The sequence below is a fragment of the Gemmata obscuriglobus genome (genome assembly GCF_008065095.1).
Taxonomy (GTDB): domain Bacteria; phylum Planctomycetota; class Planctomycetia; order Gemmatales; family Gemmataceae; genus Gemmata; species Gemmata obscuriglobus.
This window is the reverse complement of record NZ_CP042911.1, coordinates 2,017,516-2,038,708: the sequence shown is the minus strand read 5'-3', so window position 1 is coordinate 2,038,708 and position 21,193 is coordinate 2,017,516. Positions and strand designations below refer to the sequence as shown.

The 21,193-nt window shown below is 63.5% G+C and carries 17 protein-coding genes, 2 tRNA genes and 2 rRNA genes; 11 read left to right on the top strand and 10 right to left on the bottom strand.

The window, feature by feature from the left end:
* The first annotated feature begins 26 nt into the window (after nucleotides 1–26).
* A complete protein-coding gene (locus GobsT_RS08575) occupies nucleotides 27–1,850 on the top strand; it encodes a tetratricopeptide repeat protein (RefSeq protein WP_010049892.1) in 1,824 nt (607 codons plus the stop codon).
* Between the two features lie 16 nt (nucleotides 1,851–1,866).
* Here GobsT_RS08575 and GobsT_RS08570 read toward each other — a convergent pair whose 3' ends face one another.
* Nucleotides 1,867–2,346, bottom strand: coding sequence for a hypothetical protein (locus GobsT_RS08570; RefSeq protein WP_010049894.1), 480 nt, complete (start codon nucleotides 2,344–2,346; stop codon nucleotides 1,867–1,869).
* A gap of 395 nt (nucleotides 2,347–2,741) precedes the next feature.
* Here GobsT_RS08570 and GobsT_RS08565 point away from each other — a divergent pair, with 395 nt between their 5' ends.
* Together GobsT_RS08565 and GobsT_RS08560 are read left to right on the top strand one after the other, a co-directional pair.
* Complete coding sequence (locus GobsT_RS08565; protein ID WP_010049896.1) at nucleotides 2,742–3,026, top strand: ribbon-helix-helix domain-containing protein; 285 nt, start codon at nucleotides 2,742–2,744, stop codon at nucleotides 3,024–3,026.
* Complete coding sequence (locus GobsT_RS08560) at nucleotides 3,023–3,277, top strand: hypothetical protein (RefSeq protein ID WP_109571202.1); 255 nt, start codon at nucleotides 3,023–3,025, stop codon at nucleotides 3,275–3,277. The genes GobsT_RS08565 and GobsT_RS08560 overlap by 4 nt, the downstream gene beginning before the upstream one ends.
* A gap of 133 nt (nucleotides 3,278–3,410) precedes the next feature.
* Here the strand turns inward: GobsT_RS08560 and GobsT_RS08555 are convergent, their stop codons facing one another.
* Nucleotides 3,411–4,427: an isocitrate/isopropylmalate dehydrogenase family protein gene (locus GobsT_RS08555; RefSeq protein WP_109571203.1), complete on the bottom strand. Its 1,017-nt coding sequence runs from the start codon at nucleotides 4,425–4,427 to the stop codon at nucleotides 3,411–3,413.
* Between the two features lie 310 nt (nucleotides 4,428–4,737).
* Between GobsT_RS08555 and GobsT_RS08550 the strand changes: the two genes are divergently transcribed.
* Nucleotides 4,738–6,963: a zinc ribbon domain-containing protein gene (locus GobsT_RS08550; protein WP_010050521.1), complete on the top strand. Its 2,226-nt coding sequence runs from the start codon at nucleotides 4,738–4,740 to the stop codon at nucleotides 6,961–6,963.
* 241 nt (nucleotides 6,964–7,204) lie between these two features.
* On the opposite strand, the gene GobsT_RS08545 is transcribed toward GobsT_RS08550, so the two are convergent.
* From GobsT_RS08545 to tnpA, 4 genes are all read right to left on the bottom strand, one after another.
* Nucleotides 7,205–7,879, bottom strand: coding sequence for a hypothetical protein (locus tag GobsT_RS08545; protein WP_010050519.1), 675 nt, complete (start codon nucleotides 7,877–7,879; stop codon nucleotides 7,205–7,207).
* A 25-nt stretch (nucleotides 7,880–7,904) separates the two neighbouring features.
* On the bottom strand, nucleotides 7,905–8,702 hold the full coding sequence (locus GobsT_RS08540; RefSeq protein WP_010050517.1) for a TIGR02996 domain-containing protein: 798 nt from the start codon (nucleotides 8,700–8,702) through the stop codon (nucleotides 7,905–7,907).
* A complete protein-coding gene (gene argC, locus GobsT_RS08535) occupies nucleotides 8,702–9,715 on the bottom strand; it encodes an N-acetyl-gamma-glutamyl-phosphate reductase (protein WP_109571204.1) in 1,014 nt (337 codons plus the stop codon). The genes GobsT_RS08540 and argC overlap by 1 nt, the downstream gene beginning before the upstream one ends.
* A gap of 163 nt (nucleotides 9,716–9,878) precedes the next feature.
* A complete protein-coding gene (gene tnpA, locus GobsT_RS08530; protein WP_033200298.1) occupies nucleotides 9,879–10,325 on the bottom strand; it encodes an IS200/IS605 family transposase in 447 nt (148 codons plus the stop codon).
* A 200-nt stretch (nucleotides 10,326–10,525) separates the two neighbouring features.
* On the opposite strand from tnpA, the gene GobsT_RS08525 reads away from it, so the two are divergent.
* Genes GobsT_RS08525 through GobsT_RS08510 form a run of 4 tightly spaced genes read left to right on the top strand, consistent with a single transcriptional unit; the run spans nucleotide 10,526 to nucleotide 14,356 of the window.
* Nucleotides 10,526–11,911, top strand: a complete 1,386-nt coding sequence (locus GobsT_RS08525; protein WP_109571205.1) for an amidase — start codon at nucleotides 10,526–10,528, stop codon at nucleotides 11,909–11,911.
* A gap of 8 nt (nucleotides 11,912–11,919) precedes the next feature.
* Nucleotides 11,920–12,633, top strand: a complete 714-nt coding sequence (locus GobsT_RS08520; RefSeq protein WP_162542170.1) for an RluA family pseudouridine synthase — start codon at nucleotides 11,920–11,922, stop codon at nucleotides 12,631–12,633.
* The gene (locus tag GobsT_RS08515; RefSeq protein ID WP_010045272.1) at nucleotides 12,630–13,562 is read left to right on the top strand and encodes a DUF4392 domain-containing protein; all 933 of its coding nucleotides are present in this window, start codon (nucleotides 12,630–12,632) and stop codon (nucleotides 13,560–13,562) included. Before GobsT_RS08520 ends, GobsT_RS08515 begins: the two co-directional genes overlap by 4 nt.
* Complete coding sequence (locus GobsT_RS08510) at nucleotides 13,562–14,356, top strand: putative hydro-lyase (RefSeq protein ID WP_174263814.1); 795 nt, start codon at nucleotides 13,562–13,564, stop codon at nucleotides 14,354–14,356. Before GobsT_RS08515 ends, GobsT_RS08510 begins: the two co-directional genes overlap by 1 nt.
* A gap of 320 nt (nucleotides 14,357–14,676) precedes the next feature.
* On the opposite strand, the gene rrf is transcribed toward GobsT_RS08510, so the two are convergent.
* The 4 genes from rrf to GobsT_RS08490 form a co-directional block, all read right to left on the bottom strand.
* Nucleotides 14,677–14,784 (bottom strand): 5S ribosomal RNA (gene rrf, locus GobsT_RS08505).
* A gap of 96 nt (nucleotides 14,785–14,880) precedes the next feature.
* Nucleotides 14,881–17,632, bottom strand: a 23S ribosomal RNA gene (locus tag GobsT_RS08500).
* A 585-nt stretch (nucleotides 17,633–18,217) separates the two neighbouring features.
* Nucleotides 18,218–18,290: transfer RNA gene (locus GobsT_RS08495), tRNA-Ala, on the bottom strand.
* A 20-nt stretch (nucleotides 18,291–18,310) separates the two neighbouring features.
* Nucleotides 18,311–18,384: transfer RNA gene (locus tag GobsT_RS08490), tRNA-Ile, on the bottom strand.
* A 324-nt stretch (nucleotides 18,385–18,708) separates the two neighbouring features.
* Between GobsT_RS08490 and prpB the strand changes: the two genes are divergently transcribed.
* From prpB to GobsT_RS38685, 3 genes are read left to right on the top strand one after another with little or no spacing between them, the layout of a single operon-like run.
* Nucleotides 18,709–19,635 (top strand): methylisocitrate lyase, encoded by a 927-nt coding sequence (gene prpB / locus GobsT_RS08485; protein ID WP_330591469.1) that lies wholly within the window; start codon nucleotides 18,709–18,711, stop codon nucleotides 19,633–19,635.
* Nucleotides 19,632–20,435 (top strand): ABC transporter ATP-binding protein, encoded by an 804-nt coding sequence (locus GobsT_RS08480; RefSeq protein ID WP_010045281.1) that lies wholly within the window; start codon nucleotides 19,632–19,634, stop codon nucleotides 20,433–20,435. Before prpB ends, GobsT_RS08480 begins: the two co-directional genes overlap by 4 nt.
* Nucleotides 20,432–21,184, top strand: coding sequence for a hypothetical protein (locus GobsT_RS38685; protein ID WP_010045283.1), 753 nt, complete (start codon nucleotides 20,432–20,434; stop codon nucleotides 21,182–21,184). The genes GobsT_RS08480 and GobsT_RS38685 overlap by 4 nt, the downstream gene beginning before the upstream one ends.
* Nucleotides 21,185–21,193 lie beyond the last annotated feature (9 nt).

Genomic DNA, 21,193 nt, shown 5'->3' with positions numbered 1-21,193 from the left:
CCCACGCCACATTCGAAGGAATGCCCATGCGTATCCGAATCGCGATTGCCGTTTGGCTCTTCGCGGTCGCGGCCCCCGCGACCGCCGGCCCCGAACCGGACACGGTTCACGAGTTACTGGAGCGGGGCGCCGAGTCCTTCGCGAACGGGAAATACGAGGACGCGATCCGGGATTACACCAGGGCCATCAAACTCGATCCGGACAGCGCCGCCGCATACAGCGCACGCGGAACCGCCCACCAGGCGAACGGCAACGACGCGGCGGCGCTGAGCGACCTGACAGAAGCCCTCAAGCGCGACCCGAACAACGCGACCACCCGGTACTACCGCGGCCTGGCTTACGCTCACCTGGGCTGGCCCGAAAAAGCGATCGCGGATCTCACCGATTTCATCGAAATGACCCCGGACTTCGCCCCGGCGTTTTACAACCGCGCACTGGCATTTGAACACGTGAAACAGTTCGACAAAGCGCTCGCCGATTACAACGAAGCGCTCCGCCTCGACCCCAAGCACACGAACGCACTCGTCGGTCGCGGCACGGCACACGCGACAGCCGGGCAGTTCGATAAGGCGCTCGCCGATTACAACGAAGCGCTCCGCCTCGACCCGAAGCAGTCGCTGGCTTTCTTCAACCGGGCGGCCCTGCTCTTTCGCCAGGGACGGTGGGCCGCGACGCTGACAGATTTAGACGAAGCCGTTCGCCTCGCACCCGAGAAGGCGGAATACCTCCTGTTCCGAAGTACGTGCCGAATGTTACGGTCCGAACTCGATGAAGCGCTCAAGGACGCCGACCAGGCGGTACGGTCGGCCCCCCGAAACCCGGACGCGCGCGTCCACCGGAGTTCCGTTCACTTGGCCCGCTCGAACTGGGACGCCGCGCTCCGGGACCTGACGGAGGTCATTCTCCTCGATCCGAACCACCGCTTCGCGTTCCTGAACCGCGCATGGGTTCTCGCGAGTTGCCCTGAAGCCAAACATCGTGACCCGGCTCAAGCGATCAAGGACGCGGACCGGGCCGGCGAGCTGTCGGGCTGGAAGAACCCGGCCGCGATCGAGGCGCGGGCGGCCGCGGCCGCCGAATCCGGCGACTTCCCCGACGCCGTGAAGTGGCAAAATAAGGCTCTCAAGCACCCGGGCTACGACGGCCCCGCAGGGGCCGTGGCCAGAGCGCGGCTCGCGCTGTATGAGGCCGGAAAGCCGTACCGGTTTCAGTCACCGACCGCTCCGAACGGTGCGGCGCTCCTCTTCGAGCGCGGAGCCCGCTGGCACGCGCAGGGGGAGTTCGATAAGGCCTTAACGGACTACGACGCGGCCGCCCGGCTCGATCCGAACAACGCCCGCATCTTTTACGCCCGGGGAAGCGTCCACCTCGCGATGCGCGACTACGACCGGGCGATCAAGGACCTGACGGAATCGATCCGACTCGACCCCACGTTCGTGTGGGCCTTTAACGACCGCGGCGCCGTGCGGTTCGTAATGGGGGCTTGGGGCGCCGCGCTGGGGGACTTCGACGAAGCGCTCCGCCTCGACCCGAAGCACGCAACCGCTCTGGCGAATCGGGGGCTGCTCCGGGCCGCGGCCGGGGACGCCGCACTGCGCGACGCGACGAAAGCGCTGGAAGACGCCAAAGCGGCCTGCGAGGCGACCCACTGGCGGAGCGGGTTGGCCCTGGAAGCGTACGCCGCGGCCTGCGCCGAAGCCGGCGAGTTCGAGTACGCGATCCGAACCCAAAAGATGGTGCAGCTCGACACGGGGTACGCGAAAGCACACGACCTCACCGTGCATGAGCGGTTAAAGCTGTACGAGAGAAAGGCGCCGCTCCGGCTCCAACCCCAGCGCGACAGCAAGTGACGTTCAGCTCACCCGGTCACCAGACGTCAGGCGGGCGGTGTTCGATCGCCGTCCGCCGCGCGCGATAACGGCTTTCGGCTCGCCAGTATCGCCGTGCCTTTCTGACCGCATCGGCAATCATCAGGCCGAACGGTACCACGAGGAGTACGAGCACCGGAAGGCCCTCGTACCTCCGATCCCTCAACATCATCACGAATAACGCAAAAAACGTGAATACGACCAAAATCCCAGACCCGATGGCGGGTTCAAGAAACTCGTCCGGCGTGCGCCAGTTGCCGTTCTTGTCCCTGGAGCTGTGCTCGCGCCGTTTCTCCTCCTCCCACTCGCTGTCGACGCGCTCCAGCTCTTTTTGGCGGGCGGCAACGTCGGTAAACGCCGACGAGTCGGTCCGGATCACCACCAGCGGCGTGCGGCAGTGGGCACAGGTGACGTACCGGGTGTCGGAGCCGACAGCCACAGACTGACCACAGCGGTTACAGTTCACAACGGGCAGCATCGCCCCCTCACTTCACTGTGTGGCGCCCACGATCTACCGTCTTGTTCGTAGGTCGCTCTGCGGGATTTGAGAAGCCCCGCCGAGCCTTGGAACTGGTGGCGGGGCGACGGGCGTCCGTCGCCCCGCTTCGGCCCATGTGGGTCTCGTATTCACAAAGACAGATTTTGACAGGATCGACAGGATTTACCGGACGTAAGGTCGGTCGTTTTGAAATCCTGTTCATCGTGTCGATCCTGTCAAAATCTGCCGTGAGCCTCGTCAAGTGGTACTCGCTCGCCCGCTCGCTTGCAGTCGCAGCTTGTAAAAAGCGCAGCGCAACCACGGCCGCCTGCTCAGAAGCACGCCGATTGACCGCGTGCCCACAAAACGGGTATCGTGACGTGAGGGGAGCACAAATGACAATCACACTGCCAGACGAGTTGAAGGACGAGTTGGAGCGTAAAACCCGCTCTGCGGGTTTCGCCACCGTTTCGGAGTACGTCTGCTGGCTCGTCCAGCGTCCGGAGGCACAAGAAGACATGACGCCCGAGGCCCTCGGGTTCGCGAGCCCGGCCGAACTGGAGACGAAATTGCTCGCGTCTCTCACCAGTGGCCCACCAGTACGGGCGACGCCGGAGTTCTGGAACGAACTGCGGCAGGCGTCGATCGCCCGGGCGGCAAGTAAGCCCGAGCAGCCATGAGCATCGATTTTCGCCCACAAGCACGCCTGGAATTGCTCGACCTGCTTACCGACATTCGGACCGCGAACCCGCGGGCTGCCGACGACCTGCAAGACGCCGTTCAGCGCACGCTCGAGCGGCTCGAAGCGCTGCCGCTCTCGGGAGCGCGGATGCGGGTCCGGAACCCGCACCTCAGACAGCTCCGCGCCACCACCGTCAGTTCCTACCCTCAAGTTCGTGGTACTCTATCTCCCGACCGCGACCGGAATTGAAGTCCTTCACATCGTTCGCGGGCGACGGAACCTCAGTCAGCTCACCGCTCACGACTGAAGCACCGGGCCGATTGGTACCCTCCCGTGTTCTTCGCGAGCGATTCAACACCGCAACCGCAGGCCGGTGCCTTCGCTACGCCCCCAAATTCTTGATGATCTGCTCGGTGATGGTCGCGGTGGTGCCGGTGCCGCCCAGGTCGCGGGTCAGTCCCTCGCCCACCTGGAGCGTCTTGACCACCGCGTGCTCGATCCGCTCCCCGGCGGCGCGGTGCCCCACGTGCTCCAGCAGCAGAGCCGCGCTGCGGATGCACGCGATCGGGTTCGCGATCCCCTTCCCCGCGATGTCCGGCGCGCTGCCGTGAACGGCCTCGAACACCGCGAACCGATTGCCGAAGTTCGCGCCCGGAACGAGCCCCAGCCCGCCCCCCGGCCCGGGACCGCCGATCAACCCCGCCGCGAGGTCCGAAATCACGTCGCCGAACAGGTTCTCCATGACGAGCACGTCGAACCCCGACGGGTCCATCGCCAGTTCCAGGCAAACGTTGTCGATCGGCTTCTCCTCGAACTGGATGAACGGGTAGTCCTCGGCCACCGTTCGCGCCACCTCGAGGAACAGCCCGTCCGACAGCCGCATCACGTCGGCCTTGTGGCAGAACGTCACCATCCGCCGGCCGCGGTGCCGCGCCAGTTCGAACGCGAACTGCACGATCCGCTCCGCGGCCGCCCGGGTCACGAGCCGCACGCTCTCCACCACCCCGGGCACCACCTCGTGCTCCATCCCGGCGTAGAGCCCCTCGGTGTTCTCGCGAACGACGATGAGGTCCACCTTCTCGTATGGTGTGTTGATGCCGGGGAGCGTGTTGACCGCGCGCACGCTGGCGAACAGTTCCAGCCCCTGGCGCAGGCGGACGTTGATCGAGCGGTAGCCCTTCCCGATGGGGGTGGTGCACGGCCCCTTCAGCGCCACCCGGTAGCGCCGGATCATCTCCAGCGTCTCTTCCGGCAGCGGCTCGCCGAACTGCTCCGCGGCCGGGATGCCCGCCGGCGCCTTCACCCAGTCGATCTTGACCCCGGCCGCGGCGACCACCCGGCACGCCGCCTGGGTCACCTCCGGCCCGATCCCGTCGCCTTCGATCAGCACGATCTGCATCAGAAACCCTCGCGTGACGGGCGGGCGCCGGAACAGCGGCCACCGCCGCGGAACTCGGCAAGGCGAAGCAACGGTATTCGCATCCGGGATGTTACAACGTTCACCCCTACTCAGTCAGAATGTCGGGTGGGCCGCCGTCCGGCAAGCACCGATCCGTTTGTCCCGCGGCGCGGGTTTTATTTCGGGGCGCGAACGGGACACGACCGGCCCGCGCGGCGAACGACTTTACGGAACCGGATCTGGTAAAGTATCCTCTAGATAAAAGGCACGACTGCCGCTGGCGCGAGCGGCCGCCGCCGGAGGGGACACGATGGAATCGGCCGTGCGAGCCACCTGCCCGAAGTGCCAGAACGCACTGAACATCCCGGCTCGGTGGATCGGCCAGACGGTGAAGTGCAAGAAGTGCGGAGCACTGATCCGGGCGACGACCAAAGTCCCACTCACACCCGGCGTGCTCCCACAGCCGGTCCCCGTCCCGGCCTACGAGACGAACGGCCTCTCGGCGGCAGCTTACCCGCTTCCGCTGGGCTACCCACCACCCGTTCTGGTGGCCCAACCCGTGCCCAACACGCCAGTGGACCCGGACCGCCCGGCGCGCCGGGCGAAGCCGAAAACCGCCCGGCCGTCCGCGTCGGATCACGCGTTCGATCTGGACCCCGCCGAGGGCGGCGTTGCGGTCCGGGCCAGGAGGCGCAACCGCGGCTCGGGCGCCCTCATTGGGGTCGCGCTGTTTTTTGTGCTGGCCGCAGGGCTCGTCGGCGCGGGCATCCTCTACGGCGAACAAGCGATCGGCGACCTACTCGCCATCAACAATAAGAACAAAGAGCCCGGGAAAGACGCCTCCGATCCGCCCCCGGGCACGGGACAATCCCCCGGCACAGCGCCCGGCGGCTCCGGCCCCTCGAAGGGGGCCAACGCCACCTTGCCGCGGCGGATGCTGTTCATCTCCGTCACCAAATACATGTACCTGAACCCGCTCACCGCCGGGGTCGCGGGCGGGGCCACAGACCGCCCGGCCGGGGTCGCCAACAACATGGCGTTCAACTGGCGCGTGCCCCGCGACAAGGACAACGACCAGACGTTCGTGCTGTCCGACACGGCGACCGGCAAAAACGAGCGGCTCCCAATGAAAAACGTGGTCCAGGGCACCTACCAGGAGTTCTTCAAGACCTCCCGCGCCCAGGACCGCGTCTTCATCTACTTCGGCGGGCACGCGATCGAGAAGGACGGTAAGGCGTACCTCGCCCCGATCGAGGCCGAACTCGACGGCGACGACTGGCAGAAGACCGTGATCCCACTGGACCACTTTTACGACGAGCTAAAGAAGTGCAAGGCGGCGCAAAAGGTGGTGGTGTGGGACGTGTGCCGGCTGAACCCCGAGAAGGGCAAGGTGCGGCCCGGGTCCGAGCCCATGAGCGCGGGCCTGTTCAAGGCGCTCACCACCCCGCCGGCCGGCGTTCAGGTCGTGACCACCTGCAAGGCCGGCGAGAACGCGCTGGAACTGACCCAGTTGCGGCCCGACGGCTTCGCGGGGCCGATGTACAGCGGCAGCGCGTTCCTCGAAGCCGCCCGGTTCGTCGCCAACGCCCGCCTCGCCAAAACGCCCCCGACTCCGGCGGACCCGCTCCCGATCGACGACTGGCACCCGGCCGTCGCCAAGCGAACCAACGAGATCTGCGACATCGCCGAGAAGTCCGGCAGCGGCGGCAAGCAAACGGTGACGCTCACCGGGGCCGCCCCGGCGACGCTGGCCCCACCCGACCCGGCCGAGAAGGTCGCCGCCCGCTTCGACCTGCCCCAGGCGCCGAAAGGGGCTTCACCGGCCGAGGTCAAATCGGTGGAACGCGAACTCGCCCTGCCGCCGCTGCGCCCGGGCCTAAGCGAGATCGGGCTGGCCGACTTCCCGTTCCCCGCCGACGTGATGAAGGACTACGCCGAGGACGTGAAGATCGCCGACGTGATGGCGGACAAGGAGAAGTACCCCCTCCGGGTGGCGGTGCTGGAGGTGTTCGGCAAGTTGCGGCAGATGTGGGCGCCGGGCGCCGGCGCGACGCGCATCCGCGACACCATCACCGGGTCGATCAACGACAACCTCAAGGCCGCCGTGAAGAAGGAGCAAGAGTTCTGGGCCGTCAGCATCGCCGAACTGGAACTGGAGCTGATCAAGCTGGAGGGGCTGACCGACGCCCGCAAAGAAGAGCCGAGCAAGCGGTGGCAGGCCCACTACGACTTCGCGCTGGCCGTGCTGAAGGCCCGGCTCGCGTACATGAACGAGTACAACAAACTCCTCGGGAACCTGGTAACCGAATCGGTACCGGCGCTCGACCCGAAGCTGGGCCAGGACGGGTACACGCTGGTGGCGGCCGACACGCTCCGGAGCGGTAAAGAGGTGAAGAAGATTGCCGAAGAGGCGCAAGCCCTGTTCGGCGAGATCGTGACGAAGTACAAGGGCTCGCCATGGGCGATCCAGGCGAAGCAGGAACGCGGCGTGGCCATCGGGCTGAACTGGAAGCCCGCCTCACTCAAGAAAGAGTGAGACAATTAGTTATAGAGGCAGGTTGGCCACAAAAAAGCACAAAGGGCACAAAAGAAGACGGAATACCAAGACAGAAGAGAAGTGTTCAAACGCGCCACGTTGCTTTTATCTTCTGTCTTATTTTGTTCTTTTTGTGCTTTTGCGGCCAATCTCTCTTCTGTCTTTTTTTGTGCCCTTTGTGCTTTTTTGTGGCCAATCTCTCTTCTGTCTTCGGTTGTGCGTTTTTGTGGCCAACCTGACTTTACTCGTTCCGCACACCGGCAACAGTCACGGCGAACCCGAGCTGTGCCTTCTTCCCGTCCGCAACCAGTGCCCGCTGGACGGTCGCGGCGTACACGCCGTTCCCCTTGCTGACCACCTGCACGCGGGCGGCGTCCTTCCCGTTGTTCGGCCACATCAGCAGCACCGCGGGGTGCTTCCCCTCGTTCACCAGGCTGCTCATCTCGATCAGCTTTTTCGGCTCGACCGCGTCCGCACGCCCGTCCTCCTTCGCCTGACTCATGAGGCAGAATTCGGGGTGCGGGCTGGTGCCCGTGTGGTCGCCGATGTCGGGTTGCACGGCGAACCGCAGCGTGTACACGCCGGCCGCGATCTCCTGCTTGCGGAAGTCGGTGAACTTCTCCGGGAACCGGACCGCTCCGACGAGCGTCCCCTCGGAAATCTCTCGGTAGGTGAGTCCGTTCTTGATCTGCTCCTCGGTAGCCTTCGCCGGGATCTCGGTGCGGAACCACACGGTCATGAGTTCGGTGTCGCCGTCCCGGACGACCAGCGCCTGCTCGTCGAGGAGCTTGCGGACCGGTTCCGCAAGTGCGTCCGGCGGCGCCACCTTCTCCACCTTCGCGGACAGTTTCGGCTCGGCGGCCGACACCGCGAGCGGAGCGACCGCGACCGAAAGCGCGAGTACGAGCCACTTCATCGGAACCCCTTTCGTACCGGCGGCGCTACCCCACCGCGTCCTCGCCGAACCGCGCGATCACCTGCTGCCACACCGCCCCCCGGAACCGGTTCCCTTCGAGCAACTGAAGGCGCTTCAGGTTGTCGAGGTACGGCGCCCGGACGAGCGCCCGCGCCGCGTCGTTGTCGAGGTTGTTGTTGCGGAGGTCGAGTTCGGTTATGCGCCGCGCGCCCTTGTGCCGCGCCAGCGCCTCGACGCCGGCGGTCGTGATGACCGGCTGCTGAACCATGTCGATCAGGTCGAACGCGCCGGCGCCGCTGTGCGACCGCTCCTCGCGCACGTGCCCGCCGAGCCCCCATTCGGTGATGCGCTGGGCCGCGGGCAGAGCGAACAGCGTGTCGATGTGCTCCGGGCGCACGAGCCCGCCCCCGACGGCCAGGGTCCGCGCGCCGAACGCCTCCGGCTCGCTCCGCACGATCCGCCACCGCTCCTCGGTCGCGTGCGCGAGGAGCGGCGCCGAGACGACAATGGTGCCACCCGCCGGCCGGAACCCCCTAACGAATTGGAGACAAAATTGCTCCCGTTCGTGAGACTCCAGATACCGTAGCTCGGGGTGTAAGCGACCGGCCAAGGTTCGCTCTTGTTCGACCAGTTCCCACAACCGATCGAAGTGTTCGGGCTGTCCCTTCTTGGCCGCCAGTTCGCACTGCACGCGAACGAACTGCGCCCGCTCCTCTTCGCCGTTCTCTTGGAGGAAATCCGCGTACACGAGGCGCGGGGTGTCATCGTCGGGCGTATCGTAGATCGCCCGCAGGAACGCCTCGTGTTGCGCCAGCAGGTCCATTACAGAAGCCCTGTCGTCTCCGGGAACCCGAACACGCGGTTGAAGTTCTGGACCGCCACCCCGCTCGCGCCGCGGATCAGGTTGTCCTCGGCCGCGAGCACCAGCACTTTACCCCGCACCACCTTCACGCACACGTCGAGGAAGTTCGTACCGGTCGTGTCCTTCGTCGCGGGCGGCGCGGTGCGCACCCGCACGAACGGCTTGCCCGCGAAGTAGCCGCGGTACAGTGCCGTTAGCTCGGCCTCGCTCACCGGCTTCGTGGGGGTTGCGTAAATGGTGCTGAAGATGCCGCGGTCCATCGGCATCAGGTGTGGGGTGAAGATCACCGACACCGCGGCACCCGCGATGTCGCCAAGGGCCTGCTCGATCTCCGGCGTGTGCCGGTGGGTGCCGACCGAGTACGCCGAGACGCTCTCGTTACACTCCGGGAAGTGTGTGGTGAGCTTCGGCGTGCGCCCGGCGCCGCTGACGCCGCTCTTGCTGTCGATCACGATCCCGGACAGCTCGATCAGCTTGTTCGCCACGAGAGGCGCGAGCCCCAGGATCGCGGTCTGGGGGTAGCAGCCGGGGTTGGCAATGAGCCGCGCGCCCGCGAGTGTGTCGCCGTACACCTCCGGCAGACCGTAGACGGCGTGCGCGAGGTTCTCGGCGTCGTGGTGAGTCTCCTTGTACCACTCCTGGTAAACGGTCGCGTCACGCAGGCGGTAGTCGGCGCTCAGGTCGATCACCCGGATGCCACGGTCCAGCAGCGGCGGGATGCTCTCCATGCTGGTGCCGTGCGGCAGGCACCCGAACGCCACCTGCACGCCCTTCGCCTTCAGCGCGTCGGGATCGAACGGCTCGCACTGGAGGTCGAGACGGCCGAGCAGGGACGGGTGCAGGTCCGCAACGTGTTCGGCCTGTCGCGAGGTGACCGCGGCGATCTCCGCGCCCGGGTGCCGCAGCAGCAACTTGATGAGTTCCACCGCGGTGTACCCGGACCCGCCCAGAACCGCGACCTTCACCTTCTGCATCGACTCACACCTCATGACGCACAGGGCTCCCGCCCTGTGCTACATCCGCCGGCCCCTCCGGGGCGGAAAAACAACCGTACGCGGCGCCGCTTGCGTGCCTTTAACACCCCGGAGGAGTCGCCGGGCGTAGCACAGGGCGCCAGAAACGCGGCAGCGGAAGACGTTAGCCCCAATCGCGCAACTCGTCTTCCGTAGCGTCACTGGCAAGCAGCATCGCCCGCATCTCGTCGGCGAACGAGGCCCGGGCGTGGTGCGCCTCCTGGTTCTCAATGTATGTGCTTACGCCGCGAATCGCGGACGGTCCCAGCGTGAACGCGCCGTACCCGTCCTGCCAGTCGAACGGAAAAACCCCGCGGTCGTGTAACCACCCGGACGAGTTCGCTTTCACATCGCGTACCACGTCGGACAGCGATCGTGTCGCGGGCGACCGAAGCAGTAGGTGAACGTGATCCGACACACCGCCGATGGCGAGCATTTCGCCCTTTCGGTTCCGCACTCCCCCACCGATAAGCTCGTACAGTTCGGGACGCCACGCGGGTTCGAGCCATGATTCGCGGCTCTTGGTGCTGAATACAACATGGTACAGCAACCGCGTGTAAGTTTGCGGCACGGACGAGCCCCCGGAGGGACGAACGACCGCCCCATTGTACACGCAGTTGGCGCACAGGGCTCCCACTTCGCCCAGCGCCCCTCCGAGTGCTAAAGGCGCATAAATGTGCGCCGCGTACGGTTGTCTTTCCGCCCCGGAGGGGCCGGCGGACGTAGCACAGGGCGGGAGCCCTGTGCGTCATGCCAACGAGAACCCATTCAATGCCCGAACCACTGACGATCACAGACGCCGCCGGGTTCATCCGCACCGGGGAACTCACGCCCGCGGACCTCCTCGAGCAGTGCCTCGCCCGCATCGACCGGTACGAGGACCGCGTCCGCGCCTGGGTTCACATCGACCGCGACGGGGCGCGCGAGCAAGCCGCCCGTCTCACCGCGGAACTGAAACAGAACAACTACCGCGGGCCGCTGCACGGCATCCCCGTCGGCATCAAAGACATCATCGACGTGTTCGACATGCCCACCGGGTGCGGCTCGAAGCGCTGGGCGCAGAGCTACGCCCGTCGCGACGCCACCTGCGTCGAACGACTGCGTCAGGCGGGCGCCGTCATCCTCGGCAAAACGGTCACAACCGCCTATGCCAGCTTCGACCCGCCGGTCACGCGCAACCCCTGGAACCTCGACCGCACTCCGGGCGGCAGTTCGAGCGGATCGGCCGCCGCGGTCGCGTGCGGGATGTGCCTCGGTGCACTCGCAACCCAGACGGGCGGCTCAATCACCCGCCCCGCGAGCTACTGCGGGGTATACAGCCTGAAGCCGACACACGGCCGGGTGAGCGTTGACGGCGTCCTGCCGCTGGCACCGAGCCTCGACCACATCGGGGTGATGGCGAACTGCGTGAACGGACTGGCTTGGATCTTCGAGGCCATTGCCGGTCGCGACCCACGCGATCCGGCCAGCGCCGGTGAGCGCGTTCCGGACCTCACTTACGCGCCGCTCACGTCGCCCGATCCGCAACGAATCGCCGTGCTCGGTGGGATTTTCCACGAACGGGCCCCTGCCCTGCACGAGCAAATCGTCTCGCTCACTCGAAGGTTAGAGGGGGTCGGGGGGCTGGCGACAACAACCAACGGCACCATTCCGATCAACGTGTTGGATGCGCGCAACGCCCCGTTGCCCGCGGAATTCGGAGAGGTGACGCGCCGACACAACACCGTCATGGCTGTGGAAGCAGCGGCTTACCACGCCCCACGCTTAGCCCGGTATCCGGATGACTACCCGCCGAATGTGACGGCCCTCCTGCGCGAAGGGCTGAACATCTCGGCCCCAGAGTATGCGAACTGCAAAGCCCATCAGGAGCGGCTGTCGCGGCTCTGCGACGCCTTATTCGATCACTACGACGCTCTGCTCACCCCCGCCACAACCGGGGCCGCGCCAACGAGCGAAACGACCGGCAACCCGGTCTTTAACTCGCCCTGGAGTTACGTCGGGCTTCCCACGGTTTCGCTCCCGTTCGCTTGGTCGCCAGAAGGGTTGCCGCTCGCCGTACAACTGATCGGACCGCGACTCGGCGAGGCGCAACTCTTCGGCGTCGCCGCCCGCTGGGAAGCGGAGATCGCTTTCGAGCGTCGTCCGCTCCCGCTATGATGTCACCTATGTCGTTCGCAGACAGCCTGGACATCTTGCACGAAGACAACCACTGCCTCGCGCTGAACAAGCCGGCGGGGTGGCCCACCACGCACTTCGACGGTAAGGACGAGACCGTCGATCGACTGGTTAAGGCGTACCTGAAAGAGAAGTACGACAAGCCGGGGAACGTGTTCCTCGGGGTCGTCCACCGACTTGATAAGCCGGTGAGTGGATCGCTGGTATTCGCGCGCACGAGCAAGGCCGCGGCGCGACTCAGCGAACAGTTCCGCGAGGGGGGCGTCGAAAAGGTGTACTGGGCGGTGATCGAGGCGCAAGCGCCCGGCCCCTGGGTCACCGCCGATAACGGCTCACTCGAAGACTGGCTCCAGAAGGATGATGACAACGCCCGGGTGGAAACCGTAGCGCCCGAAACGCCCGGCGCGCAGTTCGCGCGCCTGCTGTTCCAGGTGCGCGGGCGCCACAACGGTCTGATCTGGTTGGAACTGCGGCCGCACACCGGCCGCAAGCACCAACTGCGGGTGCAGCTCGCGTCGCGCGGCGCCTCGATTTATGGCGATCACAAGTACGGCAGCAAGCTGCCGTTCGGAAACGGGATCGCGCTGCACGCGCGGAGCCTCACGTTCCTGCACCCGACGTCCAAGAACCCCGTAACGGTGAAGTCGGAGGTGCCGAAGATCTGGCGCGGCCGGTTCGCTCATCTCCTGAACACCCACACATGACCACCGACGAGAAGCTGACCGCAATTCTGGCCGCCGTCCAAACCGACCCCGGCAACCGCGGTCTGGGACGTGATCCGAATGACAACCTGTTTACCGCCACGAAGGGCGACTTCGAGGCCGCGTGCCGGAGCTTCGTGGGAACCCCTAATGCCGCGCTCGATGTAACCACCGGCTTTTACATCCCGACAGCCACCCCGCCGGCGTTCGAGACCGACGGCCCGCTCGGCGCCGCGTTCCTGTTCCGCGCGTTGGTACCGCTCGGCTACCGAGTCGGGTTGACCGGCCAAAAGGCATGCGTGAGCGCGATGCACGCCGCAATTGCACAGGGAACCACGCTGAAGCCCGCGTACATCGAGTACCGGGACGAATCCGATCAACCGAGTTACGTTGTCCAACTCGACGAAGCGTGGCCCGGTCAGTCGGCCACACACTACCTCGCAATCGAACACGTCGGCCGGGCGAGCAACGGACGCTACTACTCAATGCGCGGCCGCGACATCACCGGGTTCACGAAGCCGGTCGATGAGGGTTTCTTGCGCAACGCCGAGCAGCGGCTCGTCGAAACCATCGGTATCGGCGACGGCGGCAACGAGATCGGGATGGGGAAGATCCCGCACGACACGATCGTCAAGAACATCCCGAATGGCGACCTGATTCACTGCCGCGTTCCGACGGATCACCTGATCGTATGCGGGGTCAGCAACTGGGGCGCTTATGCCTTCGCCGCGGGCGTTTACGTTCTGCGCGGGGTGACGCCGCACGGTGACCTCTTCGACCCGAACTGCGAACGCAAGATTCTCGAAATCATGGTGCGAGAGGGGCCGCTCGTGGATGGGGTGACGGGCCAGCAGACCGCCACCGTCGACGGGTTAACGTGGGACAAGTACGTGAAGCCGCTCGCCCGGATTCGCGAGATCCTGGAGTCCTGATGTTGAACGATCTGATCCACGCAACCGGCAGTGATGTGCGTGCCGCGTGCCGCGCCGGCCGCCACACCGGGCCGACCCCGGGCCTCGCACTCGGTTACGTCCACGCAAACTTGGTGATCCTGCCGCGCGACTGGGCTTTCGACTTCTTGCTGTTCTGCCAGCGAAACCCGAAGCCGTGCCCGCTCCTTGATGTGACCGAAGCGGGCGATTCCGAGGCGAAACTCACCGCCCCGGGGAGCGACCTGCGTACCGACCTTCCAGCGTACCGGGTCTGGGAACACGGCGAACTAGTTGCGGAACCTACTGACATCACTCGCTATTGGCGGGACGATCTCGTATCGTTCGTAATCGGCTGTTCCTTCACCTTCGAGACCGCGCTCATGGCCGCCGGGGTACCGGTGCGGCACATCGAACAGAACGTGAACGTGCCGATGTACCGGACGAACGTCCCGTGCAAGCCTGCGGGACGCTTCAGCGGCCCGATGGTGGTCTCGATGCGTCCGCTCACACCCGCACAGGAGGTGAAAGCGACTCAGATTTGCAGTCGCTTCCCACGAGCTCACGGCGCTCCGGTCCATTTCGGCGATCCCACCGCCATCGGCATCCGTGACATAACGAAACCCGATTTTGGCGACGGCGTCGAAATACGGAACAATGAAGTGCCGGTGTTCTGGGCCTGTGGTGTAACGCCGCAAGCCGCCCTGATGCAGGCGAAACCGCCGTTCGCAATCACACACAAGCCGGGTCACATGTTCCTAACAGACTTGAAAGACACCGACCTCGAAGGCGAGTAGCGTTCCCCCCCCGGAACACCAGAATTGTGCTCGCAACAATTCAGTACAGAGTTCGGTTCCCGTGAGCCGTGGCCGCACTGCCTCAAGTCACGGCGACCACTTGCATTTGCGGCTCAAGAGTATCCCGAGCTAAGAGCAGCGAGAGGGGTTGCAATCACGGCACATGTGCGTAGCGATTTCGCTGATATCGGCTGAACGATGGACTTCCTAGCATTTGCCCGAGCGATGGGCACGGACGGTTCCCGCAGTGGTCGATAGATCAAGGCGGAAAAACGAAGAAGCCCCACACAGTTTTAACCGTGTGGGGCTTCATTGTAATTAGCCGGCGATACCTACTCTCGCGCTGGACGCACTACCATCGGCCTCAAACGTTTCACGGCCGTGTTCGGAATGGGAACGGGTGTTTCCGTTTGGGTATGGTCACCGGCATGGTTCGTGTCGGGTTACCCCGACGGTGTATCAGTACAACGTGGTGAAGCGTCAAGTCGCATGTGTATCAAGACACGGGCGGTGGAGTGGGGAGTGCGGCCAAGCGGTCGGCTGTTAGTACCGGTTAGCTGAGCGTGTTGCCACGCGTACACGTCCGGCCTATCGACCTCGTGGTCTACGAGGAGCCTTCGCTCGCGCGGGATACCTGATCTAGGGGGAAGTTTCACGCTTATATGCCTTCAGCGTTTATCCCGTCCACACGTGACTACCCAGCGGTGCGGCTAGCGCCACAACTGGAACATCAGCGGTGTGTCCCTCCCAGTCCTCTCGTACTAGGGAGAAAGCCCCGCAAGTATCCTCCGCCCACAGCAGATAGGGACCGACCTGTCTCACGACGGTCTAAACCCAGCTCACGTACCACTTTCATCGGCGAACAGCCGAACCCTTGGGAGCTTCTCCACCCCCAGGATGTGATGAGCCGACATCGAGGTGCCAAACCTCCTCGCCGCTATGAACGCTCAGAGGAGATAAGCCTGTTATCCCCGGAGTACCTTTTATCTGTTGAGCGATGGCCCTTCCATCCGGGACCACCGGATCACTAAGGCCGACTTTCGTCCCTGCTCGCCCCATCGGGCTCGCAGTCAAGCACCCTTATACCTTTACGCTCGATGCCCGATTGCCAACCGGGCTGAGGGTACCGTTGCACTCCTCCGTTACCGTTTAGGAGGAGATCGCCCCAATCAAACTGCCCACTTAGCACGGTCCCTGTCGTTCCACACGACGGGTTAGAATTCAAACACAGCAAGGGTGGTGTTTCATCGTTGGCTCCCGGCGCACCGAGATGCGCCGCTCATAGCCTCCCACCTACGCTACGCATGCTGGGTCTAAACCCAATACCAAGCTGCAGTTAAGGTTCACGGGGTCTTTCCGTCTAGCTGCGGGTATGTCGCATCTTCACGACAACTACAATTTCACCGAGTCGCTCGTGGAGACAGTGTTCCGGTCGTTACGCCATTCATGCAGGTCGGAACTTACCCGACAAGGAACTTCGCTACCTTAGGACCGTCATAGTTACGGCCGCCGTTTACTGGAGCTTCGGTTGCGAGCTTCGCCTTACGGCTAACCCTCTCCCTTAACTTACCAGCACCGGGCAGGCGTCAGTCTGTATACCGCGGCTTACGCCTTCGCACAGACCTGTGTTTTTAGTAAACAGTCGCCAGAACCTTTTCACTGCGGCCCACTCGCGTGGGCAACCCTTTTCCCGAAGTTACGGGTTTAACTTGCAGAGTTCCTTCACGAGCGTTCTCTCGAGCGCCTTAGAATACTCATCTCGCCTACCTGTGTCGGTTTTAGTACGGTTTCTCGCGCGGTTTTCTCGGCCGGCCCTCAGCAGATATCGGGATCATAAGCGCCCTGAGGCAATCTAATTAGCCTACACTGCTTCGGACCGGCGTCCCGTGTTACGCGAGGAGCGCAGGAGTATTAACCTGCTCCCCATCGGCTACGCCTTTCGGCCTCGCCTTAGGCACCGGCTAACCCTGGGCGGATTTACCTTCCCCAGGAACCCTTAGGCTTACGGCGAACGGGATTCTCACCCGTTTTATCGTCTACTCATTCCGGCATAATCACTTGGGTGCGCTCCACGGATCGTTGCCCGTACCGCTTCGCCGCACACCCAACGCTCTCCTACCGTGCATTGCTGCACCCGCCGCTTCGGTGTCGTGCTTGAGTCCCGTTCATTATCGGCGCAGGGCTCCTCGACCAGTCCGCTATTACGCGTTGTTTAAATGGTGGCTGCTTCTAAGCCAACATCCTGGCTGTCTCCGGAGCCCAACTTCCTTTCGCACTGAGCACGACTCTGGGACCTTAGCGGGCGATCTGGGCTGTTCCCCTCTCGACGATGAAGATTATCCCCCACCGTCTAGCTGCCCGGACTTGAACCGCGGTATTCGGAGTTTGGCTGCGACGGGTAGCCGGGTAGGCCCCCGTTCGCAATCAGTCGCTCTACCCCCACGGCCAACTATCCGAACGCTAACCCTAAAGTTATTTCGGAGAGAACGAGCTATCTCCACGTTTGATTAGACTTTCACTCCCCCACACAGCTCATCCCATCGGTTTTCAACCCAAATGAGTTCGGTCCTCCATGGGGTTGTACCCCCACTTCATCCTGGCCATGCGTAGGTCACGTGGTTTCGCGTCTACCGCACCCAACTTGACGCCCGTTTAAGACTCGCTTTCGCTTCGGCTCCGGACCAAAGGCCCTTAACCTCGCTGGTTACGGTAAGTCGCCGGATCATTATGCAAAAGGCACACCGTCACCCCGTCTCGCGACATGGGGCTCCGATCGCTTGTAGGCATGTGGTTTCAGGTTCAGTGTCCTCCCCTTGTCGGGGTTCTTCCCATCGTTCGCTCGCGCTACTCTACGCTATCGGTCACCAGGGAGTATTTAGCCTTGCGGGATGGACCCCGCCGCTTCGGACTCACTTTCACGTGTTGAGTCCTACTCAGGATACCGCTCGGCCGTCATTCCAGTCGCTTACGGGACTTTCACCCCCTGCGGCGCGTCATTCCAGACGCTTCAGCTTGGAACTCCGGATCCTAACTGCGGTCCTACAACCCCGGGGTGTTACCCCCGGTTTGGGCTACTCCGCGTTCGCTCGCCGCTACTGACGGAATCGAGGTTTCTTTCTCCTCCTACAGGTACTGAGATGTTTCAGTTCCCTGCGTTCGCTCGGGTATTCCGGGATCAAAGTTCGTTTGACAACTCCCCCGGACTTTTCGCAGTCTTCCACGCCCTTTCGCCTCCTGGTGCCAAGACATCCCCCACACGCCCTTACTAGCTTGGCCGCACTGCCCAGGCCACCGCACCCGCCGGCAAGCGGGTACCGTCAGTCGAGCATCACCACTAGTTCCGCGGCGGCACCGATATGTGCCACGCACGGAGATTATCTCAACCACTTCTAAGGCTCGTGTCTCGTCTTGTCACTGATCGCCACCACCCGCAACCCGCCGGACCCGACCCCGCACCCGAAGGAGCGACGCCGCACCCAGACGACCCGCAAGCGGCACCGACGAAGATGCAACTTAACTTGCTTCACCACGTTGTCAAAGACCGCTACTAACGGGCAGCTTAACTGTCCGCGAATATTGGGCTACTTAACCACTTCATTTGAAGTAGGACAGCAACCCAAACGACTTACTCACCCTGTCGAATGATGCAAGTCCAACTTTCGACCACCATCACATCAATTTGTCGCAACGTCCTATCAAACATAACGTTGCGACATCCTCAATACTAGCGGCGACCATTCGCTCGTCAACCTGACCCGCAATTTTTCTTCTTCACTTTTTCGCAAATCGCTTGCGGGTCGTTGCGGCTTAAGACACCTGTCACCACTTCCCAGGCATCAGATCAGGCTACCATCAGTGGTGTGGAGGAGAGGGGACTCGAACCCCTGACATCCTGCTTGCAAAGCAGGCGCTCTACCAACTGAGCTACACCCCCGCCATATACTTAAAAACAGGTGCGCGTGCCTGGATTTGAACCAGGGACCCCGTCGTTATCAGCGACGTGCTCGTACCAACTGAGCTACACGCGCGTTATCGCACCCAATAACAACCCCATGAAACACGAAAGCCAAACCGATTTGGTTTGGCCCCCTCAACACCCGAGTTGTTGGGAGAGCTATCCGCACAACGGCGGAATCATCTTTTCCATTAATCGGGTAATCAACGCACACCTCATGGGGTGGGATTGCACTTGGGAGATTCTAAAGTGGGACCTCGAAGTGTCAAGGGTGCGGTAAATCTCCGCCCCGCTCACCGGCTAACACATCGATCTGGACACATTGCCCTCAAAGGACTTCCGACGAATCTCAGCTTTCCGAAATTTCTTCCTTCGTGTTCGCAGACGCACTGCGATAATGCGGATTTCACTTGTTCGCCACGTGAGAAACCCAATGTCTTTCGACACGAATTCCCTCTCGCCAGGGGCGAGATTGCGGGCGGCGTGGATGAGCGGCCCTCTCACCCTCCCTGGTGTGTTCAATCCGCTCGTTGCGAAAATGGCAGAGCGACTTGGATTTTCGGCCGTCTACCTCTCCGGGGGGGCTCTTTCCGCAGGTAGTGGCGTCCCGGACATCGGGTTACTTACGCTCACCGAGTTCACCCAAGCCGCCCAGCTCACTGCGCAAGCCACCACCCTCCCCCTGCTCTGTGACGCGGACACGGGCTTCGGCGAATCACTTAACGTTGAGCGAACCGTCCGCATGTTTGAGGCGGCGGGGGCCGCGGGGATTCACCTTGAAGATCAAGAGATGCCCAAACGGTGCGGTCACCTCTCCGGGAAATCGGTTGTGAGCGCCGAAGTGATGGCCGCCAAGATCCGGGCGGCGGTCGCGGCAAAGCGGGATAAGGACTTCGTCATCATGGCGCGAACCGACGCCAAGGCGGTGAACGGCTTCGATGACGCGCTCGATCGCGCGAAGCGGTATTTGGACGCGGGCGCCGATGCGATCTTCCCGGAGGCGATGGAGTCCCGCGACGAGTTCGAGCGGTTCGCGAAAGCGCTACCTGGGGCCGTGCTGCTGGCGAACATGACCGAGTTCGGCAAATCGCCGTACCTGGACGTTAAAACCTTCGGCGAAATGGGATACCGGCTGGTGCTGTTCCCGCTCACCGCGTTCCGCGTGGCAATGAAGGCCGCCGAGGACACCCTCCGCGACTTGATGCAAAGTGGCACACAAACCGGCAGCCTTCCCAAAATGCAAACGCGTTCTGAACTGTATGACCTTCTCGGTTACACCGGGTACGAGGCGCGAGACCGGGCGTACTTCGGGGGCCGGCAATGAGTGACGCAGAGCCGGTGGTTCGGTTGCGTAACGTGACCGTTCGGTTCGGGGCACAAACGGTGCTTCAGGGCGTGGACCTGGACATCATGCCCCAGGACACGCTTTGCGTGATCGGCGAAAGCGGGTGCGGCAAAACCGTGCTGCTGAAGCTCATCGTCGGCTTGCTCCAACCGACCGAAGGCGAGATCCTGTTTGAGGGCAAGCCGCTCCACAAACTCTCGGAACGCGATCTGACGCAACTCCGCCTACGGATAGGGTTTCTGTTTCAACAGGCGGCCCTGTTCGACAGCCTAAACGTGTTTGACAATGTGGCGTTCGGGCTGCGTGCGAAAGGCGGATTCGCGGAAGCGGACGTTAGCACGCGTGTGCGCGAGCGTGTGCTGGAGGTCGGCCTGCCGGCGAGCGTCGAACCCAAGATGCCCGCGGAGCTGTCTGGTGGGATGCGGAAGCGAGTGGGGCTCGCGCGGGCGCTCGCGCTCGACCCCGACGTGATGCTCTACGACGAACCCACCACCGGGCTCGATCCGATCATGACGGACGTCATCAACGAGCTGATCCTGCAAACCCGGAGCAGACGCCCGGTCACGTCCGTGATCGTCACGCACGAGTTACGGACGGTCGAGAAGTGCGCGAGCCGCGTGGTAATGCTGTACCCGCGCTCGCGGCTCCGCTCAGACGAGAAGCAAATCCTCTACGACGGCCCGCCAACGGGCCTGGCCCAAGCGGACGACGCACGTGTGCGGCAGTTCATTCAGGGCGAGGCCCGGGACCGGCTGACCGAACTAAGGGACGCGCCATGACCGAAGCGGAGTGGCTCCTGTGTACCGAACCGCGCGAAATGTTGCGTGGGGTGCAAGGCAAGATCTCATCGCGCAAGTTGCGCCTGTTCGTCTGCGCGTGCTGCCGGAAGAATCAGTGGCTCATGTCGCTACCCGGCGGAGCAGAAACGATCCAGGCGGCCGAAGCCGCGGCCGACGGCGCCCTTGAATTGAGCACGGTCGGCAAGTCCGTCGCGGACCTCCTCGCTCGGAGCAGGCAAAACCCCGACTACGACGACGAGTTGGCCGCGCTCCCGTTGTTGCTTGGGGTAGCCGATGCGGACGAAGTGGCTCACCGGGTCATCAACATAATCGACGGTTCTGGTTTGAATTCTGCAACACGGCAATGGTGTGTAGGCGCGCTCCACTGTCTCGTTGGGCGGCCGTTTCCGCCGGTCGCCCCGAAACCGGCATCGACCATTTCGAGCTGGCTCGCCAAAGCGACGGGATTTGTCAACATGATTGCCTCGGCCCCCTTACGACGGTCCGGGGATACCGAATTGACAAAAGCCGGCGTTCCCTTCTTTCAGCCGTCTTGGCTCACGAGTACGGTCACCGCCATCTCGAACCTGGTGTATGAGTCCGGCGATTTTGGCCCGATGCCGATACTCGCGGACGCGCTCCAGGACGCAGGCTGCGATAACGCGCACATCCTGACCCACTGCCGCGACGCGGGAGCGACACACGTCCGCGGCTGTTGGGTCGTGGACCTCGTGCTTGGAAAGGTGTGAGCACCGACC